The following is a 14691-nucleotide window of genomic DNA, read 5'->3' as shown; positions in this document are numbered from 1 at the left end:
GAATTCGTTACGACTAGCGAAATTGCGCGAGGAACCGCAAGTCGTTGTCGAAGAACAGACGCAAGTCGTTCACGCCGTAACGCAGCATGGCCAGACGCTCAACGCCCATGCCGAAGGCAAAGCCCGAGAACTCTTCCGGGTCGATGCCGGACATGCGCAGCACGTTCGGGTGAACCATGCCGCAGCCCATCACTTCCAGCCAGCCGGTCTGCTTGCAGACGCGGCAGCCTTTACCGCTGCACATCACGCATTCCATGTCGACTTCGGCGGATGGCTCAGTGAACGGGAAGTACGAAGGACGGAAACGCACGGCCAGCTCTTTTTCGAAGAACACCCGCAGGAACTCTTCGATGGTGCCTTTGAGGTCGGCGAAATTGATGTCGCGATCGACCAGCAGGCCTTCGACCTGGTGGAACATCGGCGAGTGGGTGATATCGGAGTCGCTACGGTAAACACGGCCCGGGCAGACGATGCGGATCGGCGGCTGTTTCGACTCCATGGTGCGGACCTGTACCGGCGAGGTATGGGTGCGCAACAACATGTTCGCATTGAAATAGAAGGTGTCATGCATCGACCGGGCCGGGTGATGGCCTGGGATGTTGAGCGCTTCGAAGTTGTGATAATCGTCTTCGACCTCAGGGCCTTCGGCGATGCCGTAGCCAATACGGGTGAAGAATTGTTCGACGCGTTCCAGAGTGCGGGTAACCGGATGCAGACCACCGGAGGTCTGACCACGGCCAGGCAGGGTCACGTCAATGGACTCGGCAGAGAGTTTGGCAGCCAGATCGGCTTCTTCAAACAATGCCTTGCGCGCATTAAGGACCTCTGTGACACGCTCCTTGGCAACGTTGATCAGCGCACCGACCTGCGGGCGCTCTTCTGCCGGCAAATTCCCCAGGGTCTTCATCACCTGAGTCAATTCACCCTTCTTGCCAAGGTAGTGAACCCGGATTTGCTCCAGGGCATTGATATCTTCAGCGCTTTGCACAGCCTCTAGTGCTTGAGAGACGAGCGCATCCAGGTTTTCCATGTACAGACTCCAGATACAAAATAGGGGAAGAGCTTGAAGGCTCTTCCCCTATTTATGACGTTTAACACCTGACCCCACAGATGCGAGGCCGGGTGACTGTCGGGGGTACTTAAGCCAAGGTGGCTTTAGCTTTCTCGACAATCGCAGCAAACGCCGCTTTTTCGTTCACTGCCAGATCAGCCAGAACCTTACGGTCGATCTCGATGGACGCTTTTTTCAGGCCGGCGATGAAACGGCTGTAGGACAGACCGTTGATACGAGCACCAGCGTTGATACGAGCGATCCACAGAGCGCGGAACTGACGTTTTTTCTGACGACGGTCACGGTAGGCGTATTGGCCTGCCTTGATTACCGCTTGCTTGGCAACACGGAATACGCGGGAGCGTGCGCCGTAGTAGCCTTTAGCAAGTTTCAGAATTTTTTTGTGACGCTTACGGGCAATGACGCCACGCTTTACACGAGCCATGAGTTACTTCCTCTATTCTTGACTAAAATTAACGAAGGCGCAGCATGCGCTCGACTTTTGCCACGTCAGACGGATGCAGCAAGCTGCTACCGCGCAGTTGACGCTTACGCTTGGTCGACATTTTGGTCAGGATGTGGCTCTTGAAAGCGTGCTTGTGCTTGATACCGTTAGCAGTTTTCAGAAACCGCTTAGCAGCACCACTTTTGGTCTTCATTTTTGGCATGTTCGGATACTCCGCATTCAGTTGATAAACATAATCAGAAGGCCTGCCGTGCCCTGTTGATTACTTCTTCTTTTTCGGGGCGATGACCATGATCAGCTGGCGTCCTTCCATCTTAGGATGCTGTTCGACCGAACCGTACTCGAGCAAGTCACCTTCAACTCGCTTGAGGAGTTCCATCCCCAGCTCCTGGTGGGCCATCTCACGGCCGCGGAATCGCAAGGATACCTTGGCCCTGTCCCCGTCACTCAGGAAACGTACCAGGTTGCGCAGTTTTACCTGGTAATCCCCTTCCTCCGTCCCTGGACGAAACTTGATTTCTTTAACCTGAATCTGCTTCTGGTTTTTCTTGGCCGCAGCAATCTGTTTCTTCTTTTCGAAGATCGATTTGCCGTAGTCCATCAGTTTGCAAACAGGTGGTACTGCATCGGCGGAAATCTCCACCAGATCCAGCTTGGCCTCTTCAGCCTTAAGAAGCGCGTCTTCGATTGACACAATCCCGAGCTGTTCACCTTCAGCCCCAATTAACCGAACCTCGCGTGCCGAGATATTCTCGTTGATCGGGGCTTTCGGTGCAGTTCGTTTATCTTGTCTCATTTCACGCTTAATAATAATTACTCCGAATCTTGGCGACCACGCCGGGAAACCGCTTGGGCGAGGAACTCAGCGAACTGGGCGACGGGCATCGAGCCCAGGTCAGCACCTTCACGAGTACGCACAGCGACAGTCTGCATCTCGACTTCCCGATCTCCGATAACCAAGAGATAAGGAACCTTGAGCAAAGTATGCTCGCGGATTTTAAAGCCGATCTTTTCATTTCTCAAGTCAGACTTGGCACGAAACCCGCTTTCGTTGAGAGTTTTTTCCACTTCGGCGGCAAAATCAGCCTGTTTATCAGTGATATTCATCACCACTGCCTGGGTCGGAGCCAGCCACGCCGGGAATGCTCCCTCGTAGTGCTCGATCAGGATTCCGACGAAACGCTCGAAGGACCCCAGGATCGCCCGGTGCAACATCACCGGGTGCTTGCGGCTGTTGTCTTCGGAGACATATTCGGCTCCCAGACGGACAGGCAGGTTAAAATCGAGCTGCAGGGTACCACACTGCCAGACGCGACCGAGGCAATCTTTCAGCGAGAACTCGATCTTCGGACCGTAGAACGCCCCCTCACCCGGCTGCAGATCGTACGGCAGGCCCGCGCTATCAAGGGCCGCGGCCAGTGCTGCTTCGGCGCGATCCCAAAGCTCGTCGGAACCGACGCGTTTTTCCGGACGAGTGGACAGCTTCATTTCGACATCTTTAAAGCCGAAATCGGCGTAGACGTCCATGGTCAGCTTGATAAACGCAGCGGACTCGGCCTGCATCTGCTCTTCGGTGCAGAAGATGTGGGCGTCGTCCTGGGTGAATGCGCGCACGCGCATGATGCCGTGCAAGGCACCCGATGGCTCGTTACGGTGGCATGCACCAAACTCGGCCAGACGCATCGGCAACTCGCGGTAGCTTTTCAGGCCCTGGTTGAACACCTGCACGTGGCAAGGGCAGTTCATTGGCTTGATTGCGTAGTCGCGGTTTTCCGACTGTGTGGTGAACATGTTGTCGGCGTAGTTGGCCCAGTGCCCGGATTTCTCCCACAGGCTGCGGTCAACGACTTGCGGCGTCTTGATTTCGAGATAGCCGTTGTCACGCTGAACCTTGCGCATGTACTGCTCGAGCACCTGGTACAAAGTCCAGCCATTCGGGTGCCAGAACACCATGCCCGGCGACTCTTCCTGGGTGTGGAACAGGCCCAGGCGCTTGCCGATCTTGCGGTGATCGCGCTTTTCGGCTTCTTCAATGCGCTGGATATAAGCCGCCAGCTGCTTCTTGTCCGCCCATGCGGTGCCGTAAACGCGCTGCAATTGCTCGTTCTTGGCATCACCGCGCCAGTAGGCGCCGGACAGCTTGGTCAACTTGAAGGATTTCAGGAAGCGCGTGTTCGGCACGTGCGGACCGCGGCACATGTCGACGTATTCTTCGTGATAGTACAGACCCATGGCCTGCTCGTTCGGCATGTCTTCGACCAGGCGCAACTTGTAGTCTTCGCCACGAGCCTTGAACACTTCGATCACTTCGGCGCGCGGAGTGACTTTCTTGATCACGTCGTAATCTTTCTCGATCAGCTGCTGCATGCGCTGCTCGATGGCGGCCAGGTCGTCCGGGGTGAAAGGACGTTCGAAGGCGATGTCGTAATAGAAACCTTCGTCGATGACCGGGCCGATGACCATTTTGGCGGTCGGGTACAACTGCTTGACCGCGTGGCCAACCAGGTGGGCGCAAGAGTGGCGAATGATCTCCAGCCCCTCTTCATCCTTTGGCGTGATGATTTGCAGCGATGCGTCGCTGTCAATGATGTCGCTGGCGTCGACCAGCTTGCCATTGACCTTGCCGGCAACGGTGGCCTTGGCCAGGCCTGCACCGATGGATGCGGCGACCTCGGCTACGGAAACCGGGTGATCGAATGAACGTTGACTGCCGTCGGGAAGAGTAATAGTTGGCATGGCGCCTCCTCTCCTAGTGGTGACCCCTACCAAAGGTCACGTGGGTTGGGATGAGCCAGTACAAGATCCGGTCCAGGCCATTCAATGACGAACGCCTGCCTTACAGCGGCAGGAGCCTTGCGGCCAACCGGGAAACCGAACCAGAGTGACTGGGATTCAAATCAGGGTTAATCGTGCATTTGCCGCTACCGGGACTGAAGGTCCGTCGGAGCCCGCAAACGCCCGAGCGGGGCATGCTAGCACAGATGAACGGTTGTCGACTTGCATGCATTCAGACAGTGAAGATTTCCTCACTTTTATGGCACAGAGTGAACTTGAGATATACGAGCCGCCTCAAATTGACTGAGAATCGCCCCAGATATCGACCCCAAGGAGTTCCTGTCATGCGCCTTATCCGTCTTTTTGCTATCGCTGCCCCGCTAGCCTTGCTGCTGCCCCTGAGCGCCCACGCTGCCTGGCCAGCGGGCGTGAAAGCGCAGTACATGGGCGACTGCACAACAGCTGCCAGCCAAAGTATTAACCCGGCCGAAGCGAAAAAGCACTGTGCATGTGGCGCCGACGTGCTGGAAAAGAAATTCACCACTCAAGAAATCGCGCAGTTGATGGACAAAAACAATCCACCTGGCCCTGAATTGAGCCAGCGCGCCCTGAAAGAAATCTCGGTGTGCAGAGTCCAGAAATAGAGCCGCGCAGGACGTTTTTTGAGTAATCCGGGGGCCTAAAACAGCCAAATATCGGCTGATTCACATAATTTACGCAGCTTTTACGGGTTTTTTTAACCCCCTATTTTGCAGCGCAAACCCTCTGAAACCGGGGCTCACAGCCATTCATGGCGGTTAAAGACGTGCAATATGAAAGCAAACAACGCGTCTGGGGGGCTCCCAAACCGAACATTTCGACTATGATACTCGGGTGTGCCCAGTTGGCCTGAGCAGCACAGTACTACTGAAAATATATGTTTCTTGGAGATACACCATGTCTAATCGCCAAACCGGCACCGTTAAATGGTTCAACGATGAAAAAGGCTTCGGCTTCATCACTCCTCAAGGTGGCGGTGACGACCTGTTCGTACACTTCAAAGCTATCGAAAGCGACGGTTTCAAAAGCCTGAAAGAAGGCCAGACTGTTTCCTTCGTGGCTGAGAAAGGCCAAAAGGGTATGCAAGCTGCTCAAGTTCGCCCAGAGTAATTTCCAGGCGCACTAAAAAAACCCCGTCCATGTGACGGGGTTTTTTATGGGTGAAACAAATGCCGAACGATCAGCCGCAATTGACGCGGGTGACCACCCGGCTGGCATCGGTGTTCAGGTTCAGGCGATCGGAGCGGTACTCCAGCGTCACCATATCGGTTGGCAGCAGGAACCGTGCGCTCTGTGCCCCTGCGCGGGTACGCGCCTGCTCAAGCAGTTGCGGCGATGCCTGTTTGCCGATGGTGAACTCGGCAGCCTTCGCTTCACAGCGGCTGTGACCCGTGTCAGACGTCGCAACATCAGCTGTTGCCGACTCCGTAGAGGTAGTGCTGCAACCGGCCAGCGCGGCAACGGCCAACAAAGTACCCAATGACGCGAGCTTCCAAGGCATGAAGCCTCCTTATTTCAATGATTAAGCTGAGATCGTGCGACAACCAGACTGGCGTTTGGTTTCACAGGCAGGCGGTGCTAGCACCCTGCCCGCAATCCGGACGAGCCGCGATTTTGCCTGAGCATCGCCCACCCCTTAACCACTCAATCGTGACTGAATATGAACGACGCTCAATAGACGTCGATGTAGTCGTAAGGAGGATTTGGCCAGTTCTCCTTCAAGGCATTAAAGATTTGCATGACCCAGACTTCATCGCTGGCCGCGACCCGCCCGACATAACCGGAGCCCTTGGCCCAGGTTTCGAGCCGGAACAACAACCCGTCGATATCGGTACCGCCCACGACCCCCGAGGAGATATAGGCAATGCCTCCTTTGGTGACCCGCAACTGGGTGTGCTCATCGTCACTGGCACCCGCCAGCAACTGACGCACGGCCTCAAGGGTCAGGCCATTCGGGGAATTCAAATCGATCTGCACAGCGTGCTCCTTGAAAATTCGACAGAGACCAAGTGTCGCACAGCCCTCTTTTCATGCCTAAATCGACGTGTCAAAAGCCCCGCAAAATGGTTAACTCGGCACTCAGACTTCCCCGACTTCACGAGTGCCATCATGACCACCGTAAGCATCGACGCTGACATCAAGGCCAAGTGGCAAGACGGCCACAGCTCCTACAGCCCAGGCAGCACGGAAGAGCTCGCCATCATCGGTATCGACCTTCTGGTCAGGGATCTTGGAACCGAAGCCGCCCAATCTTTCATCGAGCAGATTTTCGAGAAACATTTGTCAGACCAGAAGGCCGAAGCGCTTAGCGCACGGGAGTGAAACCCGCAGACAGGCACCTGCGGGACATGACGCTTATTTCAGACGGGCCAGACGCTCGGTCAGCAGATCGAAAAAGCCTTGGGCATCACCGCTTTCAACCCAGAAGGCATTCTTTGGCGCTTTCAAGCCGTCATACCAGTCGACGATGGTCTGTCCAAAGGTCGGGCCTTCGCGGCTATCGACCACCACGTTGACCGAGCGACCGCTGAACAACTGCGGCTTGAGTAGATAAGCGACCACCGTGGCGTCATGCACCGGGCCGCCCGGAATGCCGTAGTGCTCCATGTCGCCCTTGATGTATTCATTGAGAATGTCGCCCACCAGACGGCTGGCATTGTTGTTCAGTGCAGCAATTTGTTTCAGGCGCGCCTCACTGGTGAGGATCTTGTGGGTCACATCCAGCGGCAGGTAGGTCAGCTTCACGCCACTCTTGAGTACCACTTCAGCAGCTTGCGGATCGGCGAACAGGTTGAACTCGGCCACCGGCGTAATGTTGCCGCCATTGAAGTGTGCACCGCCCATGACCACCACCTCCTTGATGCCCCGAACGATATCCGGCTCCTGGATCAGCGCCAGGGCCAGATTGGTCTGCGGGCCAAGCATGGCGATGGTTATGCTGTGGGGCTTGGCCGATTTCAGGGTTTCGATCAGATAAGTGATGGCGCTGCCCTTGGCCAGGCCTTCTCTGGGCTCATGCACGGCAATACCCGACAACCCTTCCTTGCCATGAATGTCCTCGGCGTAGACGGGTGTGCGCATCAAGGGCTTCGGCGCCCCCGCATACACCGGAACCTCTTCGCGCCCTGCCCACTCACGAGCCAATCGTGCATTGCGTGAGGTCTTGTCCAGGCGGACGTTGCCCGCAACGGTGGTCAATGCCCGGACATTCAGCTTGTCCGGCGACGCCAGGGCGAACAACAGGGCAACGACGTCGTCAGCCCCCGGATCGGTGTCGATGATCAAGTCGATCTTTTCCGCCGCCTGGGCAGTCGTTGCGGTAATCAGGGACAAAAGCAGCGGACTCCCGAGCAGTTGGTGCAATTTCTAAGCATAGCGATACTTGGCGCACTCCTTGTGCATGGGCAATCAAAACGTGGATCGCCAGTCAAAACGTAACCCCGGCGACCAGCACAATGTTGCAGTACGGCTGGCACTCGCCCGTACGAACAATCGCCCTTGCCTGACGGCTCAGGACTTTGAACTGGTCATGCGTGAGCAACTCACGCCGACCCAAGGCGCCTTCGCCGTCCAGCTCATTCAGTGCGATCAGGGCCGACGGCTTTTTATCGAAAATCTCCTGAGCCAGCACATGGCTTTCAACCTGCATCTCGCTGAGCACGACCTTCAAGGTGCTGACAAAATCCGGAATGCCATGGGTCAGGGCCAGGTCAATCAACTCAACGCCTGGAGGAACCGGCAAGCCGGCATCCCCGATGACGACCATGTCGCCATGCCCCAATGAGGCGATCAGTCGCGACAGCGCAATGTTGAGCAGTGGTGTTTTTTTCATGGGACTTTAAACGCCTGTACATCGCTCAAGGCGGGAATCGAGGGTTGCGCGCCGGCACGGGTGACCGACAGCGCCGCAGCCACCTGCCCGAAGCGGATCGCCTGCGCCTCATCTTGACCCGCGGCCAGCGCCGCCGCGAAACCGCCCACGAACGTATCGCCGGCCGCCGTGGTATCGACAGCTTTTACGGCAGGCGCGGGGAAATGTTCGAAGCGTTGGCCATTGGCAAACAGCGAGCCTTGCGCACCGAGGGTGATGATCACCTTGCCGGCGCCCATGGCAATCAGCCGGGTCGCAGCAGCTTGTGCGGTTTTCAGGGAGTCCACCACCATACCGCTCAGGGCCGATGCTTCACTCTCATTGGGAATCAGGTAATCGATAGACGCATACCAGTCCGATGGCAGCGGACGGCTGGCCGGTGCCGGGTTGAGAATGACCGTCTTGCCCAGTTCGCGACCGCGCTTGAGTGCATGACCAACAGAGGCATCGGGCACTTCCAGCTGACAGATGAGCACGTCCGCCGCTTGTATCACCGAATCAAAACAGTCGATGGCTTCAGCGCTCAATGTACCGTTGGCACCGGGGACGATCACGATCGCGTTCTGACTGTTGTCGTCGACCACAATCAACGCCACGCCGCTGGAACCCTCGACGGTGCTGACCGCCTGGCAATCGATCTGCTCGGCCAGCAGCGCCCCGCGCAGTGCCTCACCATAAGCGTCATTGCCCACGCACCCGATCATCGACACCTGTGCTCCCAGCCGCGCCGCAGCCACGGCCTGATTGGCGCCCTTGCCGCCGGAGACGGTGGCAAACGACTCGCCGATCAACGTTTCACCGCCCTTGGGCAAGCGCGGCGCCCGGGTCACCAGGTCCATGTTCAAACTGCCTATCACTACTACTTTTGCTGGCATACATTGCTACTCATCGATTCTGTTTCGGCGGTGCTGTGGGTTTAGCAGCTTTCTACTTTCAACGGTTCTCTGTTTTCAACGGCTCTCTATTTTCAACGGAACCGGGCAAACACGCCGGCCAGCGGCGCCGTCGATTCACGTATCACGATACTCGGCGTCACGATTCGCTGATCAGTCATCAGGCCTGGCGTGGCGATTCGCCGTAAAAGCACTTCGGCGGCCATTTCGCCGAGTTGCAGGATCGATTGCCCGACCGTGGTCAACGATGGGTAGACATACCGACTCATCTGGATATCGTCGAAGCCGATCACCGACAACTCGCTCGGCACGCGAATATTGCGCTCGGCGGCGGCCCGTAGCACGCCGATGCCGATCATGTCGTTGGCCGCAAAAATGGCGCTAGGCGGGTTGCGTTCCAGTAAAACCGCGGCAGCGCTGTAACCGCCGGTGCTGGTGAAATCACTTGCCAACATGCGCTCGGGAGAGACCTCGACGCCCGCCTCTTTCAAGGCCCGGCAATATCCCGCCAGACGCATCTGCGCCACGCTGGTGTTTTCCGGCCCGCTGATCGTGGCGATATCCCGGTGCCCCAACTCCAACAGGTGCCGGGTCGCCAGATACGCACCGTATTCATGGTCGATGCGCACCAGGTCCGCATCGACACCGTCCAGTCCACGGTCGACGATCACCATGGGTGTGCGGACGCCTTTCAGGCCTTGTGCCAGGCTACTGTCGCCACCGGCCGAGGCGACAATCAGGCCGTCGATGCGTTTTTCCAGCAGCACACGCAGATAGCTGCGCTGCTTGTCCGGATTGTCGTCGGAGTTGCACAGGATGACGCAGTAACCGTTTCGCTCGCAGTAGTCCTCGATACCCCGGGCCAATTCGGCGAAATACGGGTTGAGGCTGTTGGGTACCAACAGGCCGATGGTCGCCGTGGTTTTGGCCTTGAGTGAGCGAGCCACGGCACTGGGGACATAGTCGAGGGTTTTGATCGCCGCCTCGACCTTGATCCGGACTTCGTCACTGACCGGACGAGTCCTGTTCACCACATGGGAAACCGTGGTGTAGGAAATGCCGGCAAGGGCTGCCACATCTTTGATAGTCGCCATGACTCAGGTCCGCCGGCTTGCGCGTTGACTGCGATAAGTATCCAGCACCACCGCGACCACGATCACCGCGCCGGTAATGATGCGCTTGGTCGGCTCGGTTGCCCCGATTTGCGCCAGCCCCGCGGCCAGTACGGAAATAATCAAGACGCCAAAAAACGTGCTGATCACCGAACCGCGCCCGCCCATCAGGCTGGTCCCGCCGATCACGACGGCCGCGATCACTTGCAACTCAAGACCGGAACCGGCATTCGGGTCCGCGGCCTCCAGGCGAGAAATCTGGAACAACGCGGCAATACCGGCCAACAATCCCATCAGGCTGAAGACCAGGATTTTGTAGGGCTTCGGATTGATCCCCGCCAGCCGCACAGCCTCTTCATTGGTGCCGATACCGATCAGGTAGCGCCCGAACACCGTGCGGGTCAACACGGCCTGGGCGATGAAAATGATCAGCACCGCAATGATAAAGGAGGGTGAAATGCCGAAGACGATCGGGTTGGATAACCAGGCGAACGCATCGCCGATGTAGGCCGTACGCGAACCGGTCATCTGGTACGCCACCCCGCGAGCCATTTCCAGCACCCCCAGGGACACGATGAACGACGGTATCCGCCACGCCACCGTGATCGAACCGGTGATGGTACCTGCGAGCGCCGCGACGGCCATACCGAGCAGCGCCGCAGGCAGAACGCCCCAGCCCCAGCCAAGAATCGCCACACTGACGGTCGAGGCCGCCAGCGCCAGCACCGAGCCTACCGACAGGTCGATGCCACCGATGATCAACACAAAGGTCATGCCGACCGCCAACACCATCAGGTCCGGAATCTGGTTGGCCAGGGTACTGAACGTGTCGTAGGACAGGAAATGACTGCTCAGCACCGAGAACAGCACGATCATCGCCAACAAGGCACCTGCCAGGCCCAGATAGGTGCCCAGGCCGTAGAAGTTGCCATTGCGTGTGCCGGCGAAAGAAGCGGTTTTCATGGAAGATCCCTAGGCGCGGCTTCAAAGAGCTGCGCATCACGTTTTTGGTAGCCGGCGAAAGCCGCGGCGAGCAATTCATCCTGGGTCCAGCTATCGCGATCAAATGTATCGATCAGGCTTCCTGCCGACAGCACACCGATCCGGTCGCAGATCAGCATCAGCTCGCGCAAGTCGCTGGAAACCACCACCAGCGCCTTGCCCTTGCGGGTCAATTCACCGAGCAGGTTGTAGATATCGAACTTGGCGCCGACGTCGATGCCACGGGTTGGCTCGTCGAACAGCAGTACCGAGCAATCACGCTCCAGCCAGCGCCCGATGACAACTTTTTGCTGATTACCGCCGGACAGCTCGGACACCAACTGTGCCGGACCGGAGCTGCGAATACGCATGGCGTCGATCTGACGCTGGGCCAGGGCGTTTTCGCCATCATTGTCGACAAAGCCAGCGCTGGAGATGCCGGGCATATTGCCCAAGGCGATATTGGCGCCGATCGACTGCGTCAACAAAAGGCCTTCGCCCTTGCGATCTTCAGTGATCAACGCGATGCCATGCCCCACCGCATCCACCGGCGAACGGATGCTGACGACCTGCGCTGGCGAGCCCAGGGCAATCGTGCCGCTGTCGGCGAGATCAGCACCGAAGACCAGACGCAACAACTCGGTGCGCCCCGCACCGATCAAACCGGAAATCCCGAAAATCTCGCCGGCACGGACTTCGAACGACACGTCGCGAACCTTGTCGGAACGGGTCAGCCCCTTGACCGTCAACATCGGAGCGCCGATCTTGCGCGCCCCCATATCGATGTGTTCGCCGAGCTCGCGCCCAACCATCAAGTTAACCAGTTGCTCGCTGCTGTAGTTGACCATCGGCTCGACACAAACCAGGTTGCCATCGCGCAGCACGGCAATGCGCTGCGCGACCCGCGCCAGCTCTTCGAGGCGATGGGAGATGTAGATGATCGATACGCCGCGAGCCTGCAGGCGAGTGATTTGCTCGAACAGCATTTCGACTTCGCGCGCAGTGAGCATCGCGGTCGGCTCATCGAGAATCAGCACATGACAATCGCCAATCAGGTTGCGGGCGATCTCGACCATTTGCTGGTGGCCGATGCCCAATTCGCCAACCAGGGTGTCCGGGTCAATGGCGTCGAGCCCAACCTGAGCCATGGCCTCGATGGCAGCCATGCGCAACTGCTTGCGACTGATCCAGCCACCGCTGTTGGGCAGATTGTGAAGAAACAGGTTTTCCGCCACCGACAGGGTCGGCAGCAGATTGAGTTCCTGCATGACCATGCGGATACCCAGGTCTTCAGCCTGAGACCGGCTACCCGGGCGATAGTCCTGCCCCTGAAACTGCATCTGGCCGGTGGTCGGCGCGACCAGCCCGCCAATGATTTTCGAAAGCGTGCTTTTGCCTGCGCCGTTCTCGCCGGTCAGCGCCAGCACTTCACCGCGCATGAGCGTCAGGTCGATGCCGGTCAACACCGGTTGGGCGTAGGTCTTGCCGATACCGCTGACCGAGAGGACAGCGTTCGTAGCGCAAGCGGACATAAAAAATCTCCACGCGCCCGTCCAGCTGGACGAGCGCCGTTGCGTCGCCAGAAGGTTACTGTGTGACCGGCTCTTTGGTGACCAACTCTACCGGCGTTTCGATCACGCCATTGGCGCCGCCTTCGACCTTCTCGCCCTTGAGAATCTTCAATGCCGTCTCGATGCCGAACACCGCCTGCCTGGCTGCAAACTGGTCAGCAGTGGCGAGCACCCGACCATCCTTGAGCATCGGCTGGATGGCGTTGATATTGTCGTAGCCGACCACTTGCACCTTGCCGGCCTTGCCCGCGGCGCGCACCGCAGACACTGCGCCGACCGCCATGCTGTCGTTGCCGGCCAACAAGGCCTTGGTTTGCGGGTATTCACTGAGAATCGACGCGGCCACCTTGTTGCCTTTGTCGATCTCCCAGTCACCGGATTGCAGGGACACGACCTTGATCTGCGCCGCCTCCATCGCATCCTTGAAACCCGCAGTCCGCTGCTGGGCATTGGTGGTGGTGGACACACCTTCTATGATGCCGACTTCATCACCCGCCTTCAGCTGCTTGGCCAGGTAGTCGCCGACCAGCCGTGCGCCCTTGCGGTTGTCCGGGCCTACGAACGGAACATTGATGTTTTTGCTTTTGACGACGGCGGGGTCCAATTGATTGTCGATGTTGATCACGGTGATACCGGCATCGATGGCTTTCTTGATCACCGGCACCATGGCCTTGGAGTCTGCCGGTGCAATCACCAGTGCATTGACCTTGGCCAGGATCATCTGCTCGACGATGCGTGTCTGGCCTGCGGTGTCGGTTTCATCCTTGATGCCGTTGGAGATGAGGTCGAATTCACCGGAGTGTTCTTTCTGGTAGGCCTTGGCGCCGTCTTCCATTGTCAGGAAGAACTCGTTGGCCAGGGATTTCATGACCAGTGCGACTTTCGGTTTTTCAGCGCTTTCAGCAAAGGCCGAAGAGACAGGCAGTACGGCGGATGCGGCAGCCAGCATAGCGACAGCGAGAAGACGTCCAGCGAATGGCAGCTTCATGGGTTCACTCCGATCTTATGATTATTGTGAGCAACGCTTGCGCTGACGTAAGCTTCACGGCCCTGCGATGAAGAGTCATCACTAGAACCGCGCAAACGTTTGCGAGAGCCAAACTATGCGAATCCTGCCGGTATTTGTCAACGACCGAAAAAACGCTTTCAGAGATGCCGGGCGATAAAACGGCATTCAATTCATGCCGTGGTGTTGACCACCGATCCCGTGCCAGAACCCTTGGTCAGCTCTTTGATCAGACTCGCGCTCACTTGCAGGATGGCGCCGTTTGTTTCGGCAACCTGCCCCTGAATGGCCGCTACCGCGGTGGTCTTGGCTTCCGGAGTCGGATAGGACGCCGCCTGGGCTTGCGCCAGTTGCTGCTGTTGCTCGCGCAATTGCTGTTGCAGCTCCTTCAGACGCTTGAGCAAGACCTTCACTGCAACGCTGGTGTTATCACTGGTTTCCGATTCGGCCTGTGCGCCGGCACTTTCTCCCAGTCCTACCGGGCCCGTTTTGAGCTGGGTACCGTCGCTTTCCTGTGCAGCCGGCGATTGAGTAGTGGCATCAGCTGTCGCGTCGCTCAAGGCACGAATGGCAGTGGCCGATTTGCCACCGATGGTGATGCCCGCGGCATTTGGAAAACCAACGGATAACGACATGTGAACTCCTGAAGAAAAGATCCCTTGAAGGAGCATCGACCGACGGGCGCGTTTCTTTAGTCGTTACTGAGGCTTTGACGCGTTGAAATATCAAACATGGCTGCAATCCATTTCGGTTAGCCGAACGCAAAAGTTAAACATGTTCGGAAATCCGGATGCCCCGGCCCCGAAGTCGCCCCGACACAAACAGCAATACCGTTACAAATCATTAAGTTAAGCGTGTTTTTCGATTCAGAGTATTACTGGTACGGATCCTGCTCTTCCCCTCGCACCCCAGGCGTTCAGATTCGC

Annotated in this window: 18 protein-coding genes; 3 read left to right on the top strand and 15 right to left on the bottom strand. The window is 57.7% G+C overall.

All coding sequences use genetic code 11. From position 1 onward, the window contains the following. Nucleotides 1–13: 13 nt before the first annotated feature. From pheS to thrS, 5 genes are all read right to left on the bottom strand, one after another. Entirely contained in the window at nt 14–1030 is a 1017-nt protein-coding gene (pheS, locus tag ABIA48_RS24685) for a phenylalanine--tRNA ligase subunit alpha (protein ID WP_007992477.1), read from the bottom strand. A gap of 109 nt (nt 1031–1139) precedes the next feature. Next, the gene (gene rplT / locus ABIA48_RS24680) at nt 1140–1496 is read right to left on the bottom strand and encodes a 50S ribosomal protein L20 (protein ID WP_007905879.1); all 357 of its coding nucleotides are present in this window, start codon (nt 1494–1496) and stop codon (nt 1140–1142) included. Between the two features lie 28 nt (nt 1497–1524). Continuing rightward, the gene (gene rpmI, locus ABIA48_RS24675) at nt 1525–1719 is read right to left on the bottom strand and encodes a 50S ribosomal protein L35 (protein WP_002553160.1); all 195 of its coding nucleotides are present in this window, start codon (nt 1717–1719) and stop codon (nt 1525–1527) included. Between the two features lie 60 nt (nt 1720–1779). After that, complete coding sequence (infC, locus tag ABIA48_RS24670) at nt 1780–2331, bottom strand: translation initiation factor IF-3 (protein ID WP_172435703.1); 552 nt, start codon at nt 2329–2331, stop codon at nt 1780–1782. Further along, nucleotides 2331–4253: a threonine--tRNA ligase gene (gene thrS, locus ABIA48_RS24665; RefSeq protein ID WP_007992473.1), complete on the bottom strand. Its 1923-nt coding sequence runs from the start codon at nt 4251–4253 to the stop codon at nt 2331–2333. The genes infC and thrS overlap by 1 nt, the downstream gene beginning before the upstream one ends. Nucleotides 4254–4636: 383 nt before the next feature. Here thrS and ABIA48_RS24660 point away from each other — a divergent pair, with 383 nt between their 5' ends. Further along, the gene (locus ABIA48_RS24660) at nt 4637–4936 is read left to right on the top strand and encodes a hypothetical protein (RefSeq protein ID WP_204933570.1); all 300 of its coding nucleotides are present in this window, start codon (nt 4637–4639) and stop codon (nt 4934–4936) included. Nucleotides 4937–5228: 292 nt separating this feature from the next. Further along, nucleotides 5229–5441: a cold-shock protein gene (locus ABIA48_RS24655; protein WP_003179963.1), complete on the top strand. Its 213-nt coding sequence runs from the start codon at nt 5229–5231 to the stop codon at nt 5439–5441. A gap of 70 nt (nt 5442–5511) precedes the next feature. On the opposite strand, the gene ABIA48_RS24650 is transcribed toward ABIA48_RS24655, so the two are convergent. Next, a complete protein-coding gene (locus ABIA48_RS24650; protein ID WP_429492007.1) occupies nt 5512–5832 on the bottom strand; it encodes an I78 family peptidase inhibitor in 321 nt (106 codons plus the stop codon). Between the two features lie 170 nt (nt 5833–6002). Beyond that, the gene (locus tag ABIA48_RS24645) at nt 6003–6308 is read right to left on the bottom strand and encodes a hypothetical protein (protein ID WP_116582006.1); all 306 of its coding nucleotides are present in this window, start codon (nt 6306–6308) and stop codon (nt 6003–6005) included. A 132-nt stretch (nt 6309–6440) separates the two neighbouring features. Here ABIA48_RS24645 and ABIA48_RS24640 point away from each other — a divergent pair, with 132 nt between their 5' ends. Continuing rightward, entirely contained in the window at nt 6441–6653 is a 213-nt protein-coding gene (locus ABIA48_RS24640) for a hypothetical protein (RefSeq protein WP_007992467.1), read from the top strand. A gap of 33 nt (nt 6654–6686) precedes the next feature. Here the strand turns inward: ABIA48_RS24640 and ABIA48_RS24635 are convergent, their stop codons facing one another. From ABIA48_RS24635 to ABIA48_RS24600, 8 genes are all read right to left on the bottom strand, one after another. Beyond that, nucleotides 6687–7664 (bottom strand): nucleoside hydrolase, encoded by a 978-nt coding sequence (locus ABIA48_RS24635; RefSeq protein ID WP_429492005.1) that lies wholly within the window; start codon nt 7662–7664, stop codon nt 6687–6689. Nucleotides 7665–7758: 94 nt separating this feature from the next. Next, a complete protein-coding gene (gene rbsD, locus ABIA48_RS24630) occupies nt 7759–8163 on the bottom strand; it encodes a D-ribose pyranase (RefSeq protein WP_310062391.1) in 405 nt (134 codons plus the stop codon). Then, on the bottom strand, nt 8160–9077 hold the full coding sequence (gene rbsK / locus ABIA48_RS24625) for a ribokinase (protein WP_429492002.1): 918 nt from the start codon (nt 9075–9077) through the stop codon (nt 8160–8162). Before rbsK ends, rbsD begins: the two co-directional genes overlap by 4 nt. A 92-nt stretch (nt 9078–9169) precedes the next feature. Further along, nucleotides 9170–10189 (bottom strand): LacI family DNA-binding transcriptional regulator, encoded by a 1020-nt coding sequence (locus ABIA48_RS24620; RefSeq protein ID WP_429492000.1) that lies wholly within the window; start codon nt 10187–10189, stop codon nt 9170–9172. A gap of 3 nt (nt 10190–10192) precedes the next feature. Continuing rightward, nucleotides 10193–11170, bottom strand: a complete 978-nt coding sequence (locus ABIA48_RS24615) for an ABC transporter permease (RefSeq protein WP_429491998.1) — start codon at nt 11168–11170, stop codon at nt 10193–10195. Beyond that, a complete protein-coding gene (locus tag ABIA48_RS24610; protein ID WP_429491996.1) occupies nt 11167–12720 on the bottom strand; it encodes a sugar ABC transporter ATP-binding protein in 1554 nt (517 codons plus the stop codon). Before ABIA48_RS24610 ends, ABIA48_RS24615 begins: the two co-directional genes overlap by 4 nt. Before the next feature lie 55 nt (nt 12721–12775). Further along, nucleotides 12776–13747 carry a sugar ABC transporter substrate-binding protein gene (locus tag ABIA48_RS24605; protein ID WP_429491994.1) on the bottom strand — a complete coding sequence of 324 codons (972 nt, stop codon included), beginning with the start codon at nt 13745–13747 and terminating at the stop codon, nt 12776–12778. 191 nt (nt 13748–13938) lie between these two features. Beyond that, nucleotides 13939–14400, bottom strand: a complete 462-nt coding sequence (locus ABIA48_RS24600; RefSeq protein WP_429491992.1) for a hypothetical protein — start codon at nt 14398–14400, stop codon at nt 13939–13941. Nucleotides 14401–14691: the final 291 nt, after the last annotated feature.

The sequence above is a fragment of the Pseudomonas sp. S30_BP2TU TE3576 genome (genome assembly GCF_050436025.1).
In the GTDB taxonomy this organism is placed as follows: Bacteria; Pseudomonadota; Gammaproteobacteria; order Pseudomonadales; family Pseudomonadaceae; genus Aquipseudomonas.
Note: the sequence above shows the minus strand (reverse complement) of the source record. Positions and strands in the feature narration are given on the sequence as shown.

What these genes read in the sequence shown, in the direction of transcription:
- pheS (WP_007992477.1), bottom strand. Translation starts at nt 1,030, where the DNA reads ATGGAAAACCTGGATGCGCTCGTCTCTCAAGCACTAGAGGCTGTGCAA.
- rplT (WP_007905879.1), bottom strand. Translation starts at nt 1,496, where the DNA reads ATGGCTCGTGTAAAGCGTGGCGTCATTGCCCGTAAGCGTCACAAAAAA.
- rpmI (WP_002553160.1), bottom strand. Translation starts at nt 1,719, where the DNA reads ATGCCAAAAATGAAGACCAAAAGTGGTGCTGCTAAGCGGTTTCTGAAA.
- thrS (WP_007992473.1), bottom strand. Translation starts at nt 4,253, where the DNA reads ATGCCAACTATTACTCTTCCCGACGGCAGTCAACGTTCATTCGATCAC.
- ABIA48_RS24660 (WP_204933570.1), top strand. Translation starts at nt 4,637, where the DNA reads ATGCGCCTTATCCGTCTTTTTGCTATCGCTGCCCCGCTAGCCTTGCTG.
- ABIA48_RS24655 (WP_003179963.1), top strand. Translation starts at nt 5,229, where the DNA reads ATGTCTAATCGCCAAACCGGCACCGTTAAATGGTTCAACGATGAAAAA.
- ABIA48_RS24650 (WP_429492007.1), bottom strand. Translation starts at nt 5,832, where the DNA reads ATGCCTTGGAAGCTCGCGTCATTGGGTACTTTGTTGGCCGTTGCCGCG.
- ABIA48_RS24640 (WP_007992467.1), top strand. Translation starts at nt 6,441, where the DNA reads ATGACCACCGTAAGCATCGACGCTGACATCAAGGCCAAGTGGCAAGAC.
- rbsD (WP_310062391.1), bottom strand. Translation starts at nt 8,163, where the DNA reads ATGAAAAAAACACCACTGCTCAACATTGCGCTGTCGCGACTGATCGCC.
- rbsK (WP_429492002.1), bottom strand. Translation starts at nt 9,077, where the DNA reads ATGCCAGCAAAAGTAGTAGTGATAGGCAGTTTGAACATGGACCTGGTG.
- ABIA48_RS24620 (WP_429492000.1), bottom strand. Translation starts at nt 10,189, where the DNA reads ATGGCGACTATCAAAGATGTGGCAGCCCTTGCCGGCATTTCCTACACC.
- ABIA48_RS24615 (WP_429491998.1), bottom strand. Translation starts at nt 11,170, where the DNA reads ATGAAAACCGCTTCTTTCGCCGGCACACGCAATGGCAACTTCTACGGC.
- ABIA48_RS24610 (WP_429491996.1), bottom strand. Translation starts at nt 12,720, where the DNA reads ATGTCCGCTTGCGCTACGAACGCTGTCCTCTCGGTCAGCGGTATCGGC.
- ABIA48_RS24605 (WP_429491994.1), bottom strand. Translation starts at nt 13,747, where the DNA reads ATGAAGCTGCCATTCGCTGGACGTCTTCTCGCTGTCGCTATGCTGGCT.
- ABIA48_RS24600 (WP_429491992.1), bottom strand. Translation starts at nt 14,400, where the DNA reads ATGTCGTTATCCGTTGGTTTTCCAAATGCCGCGGGCATCACCATCGGT.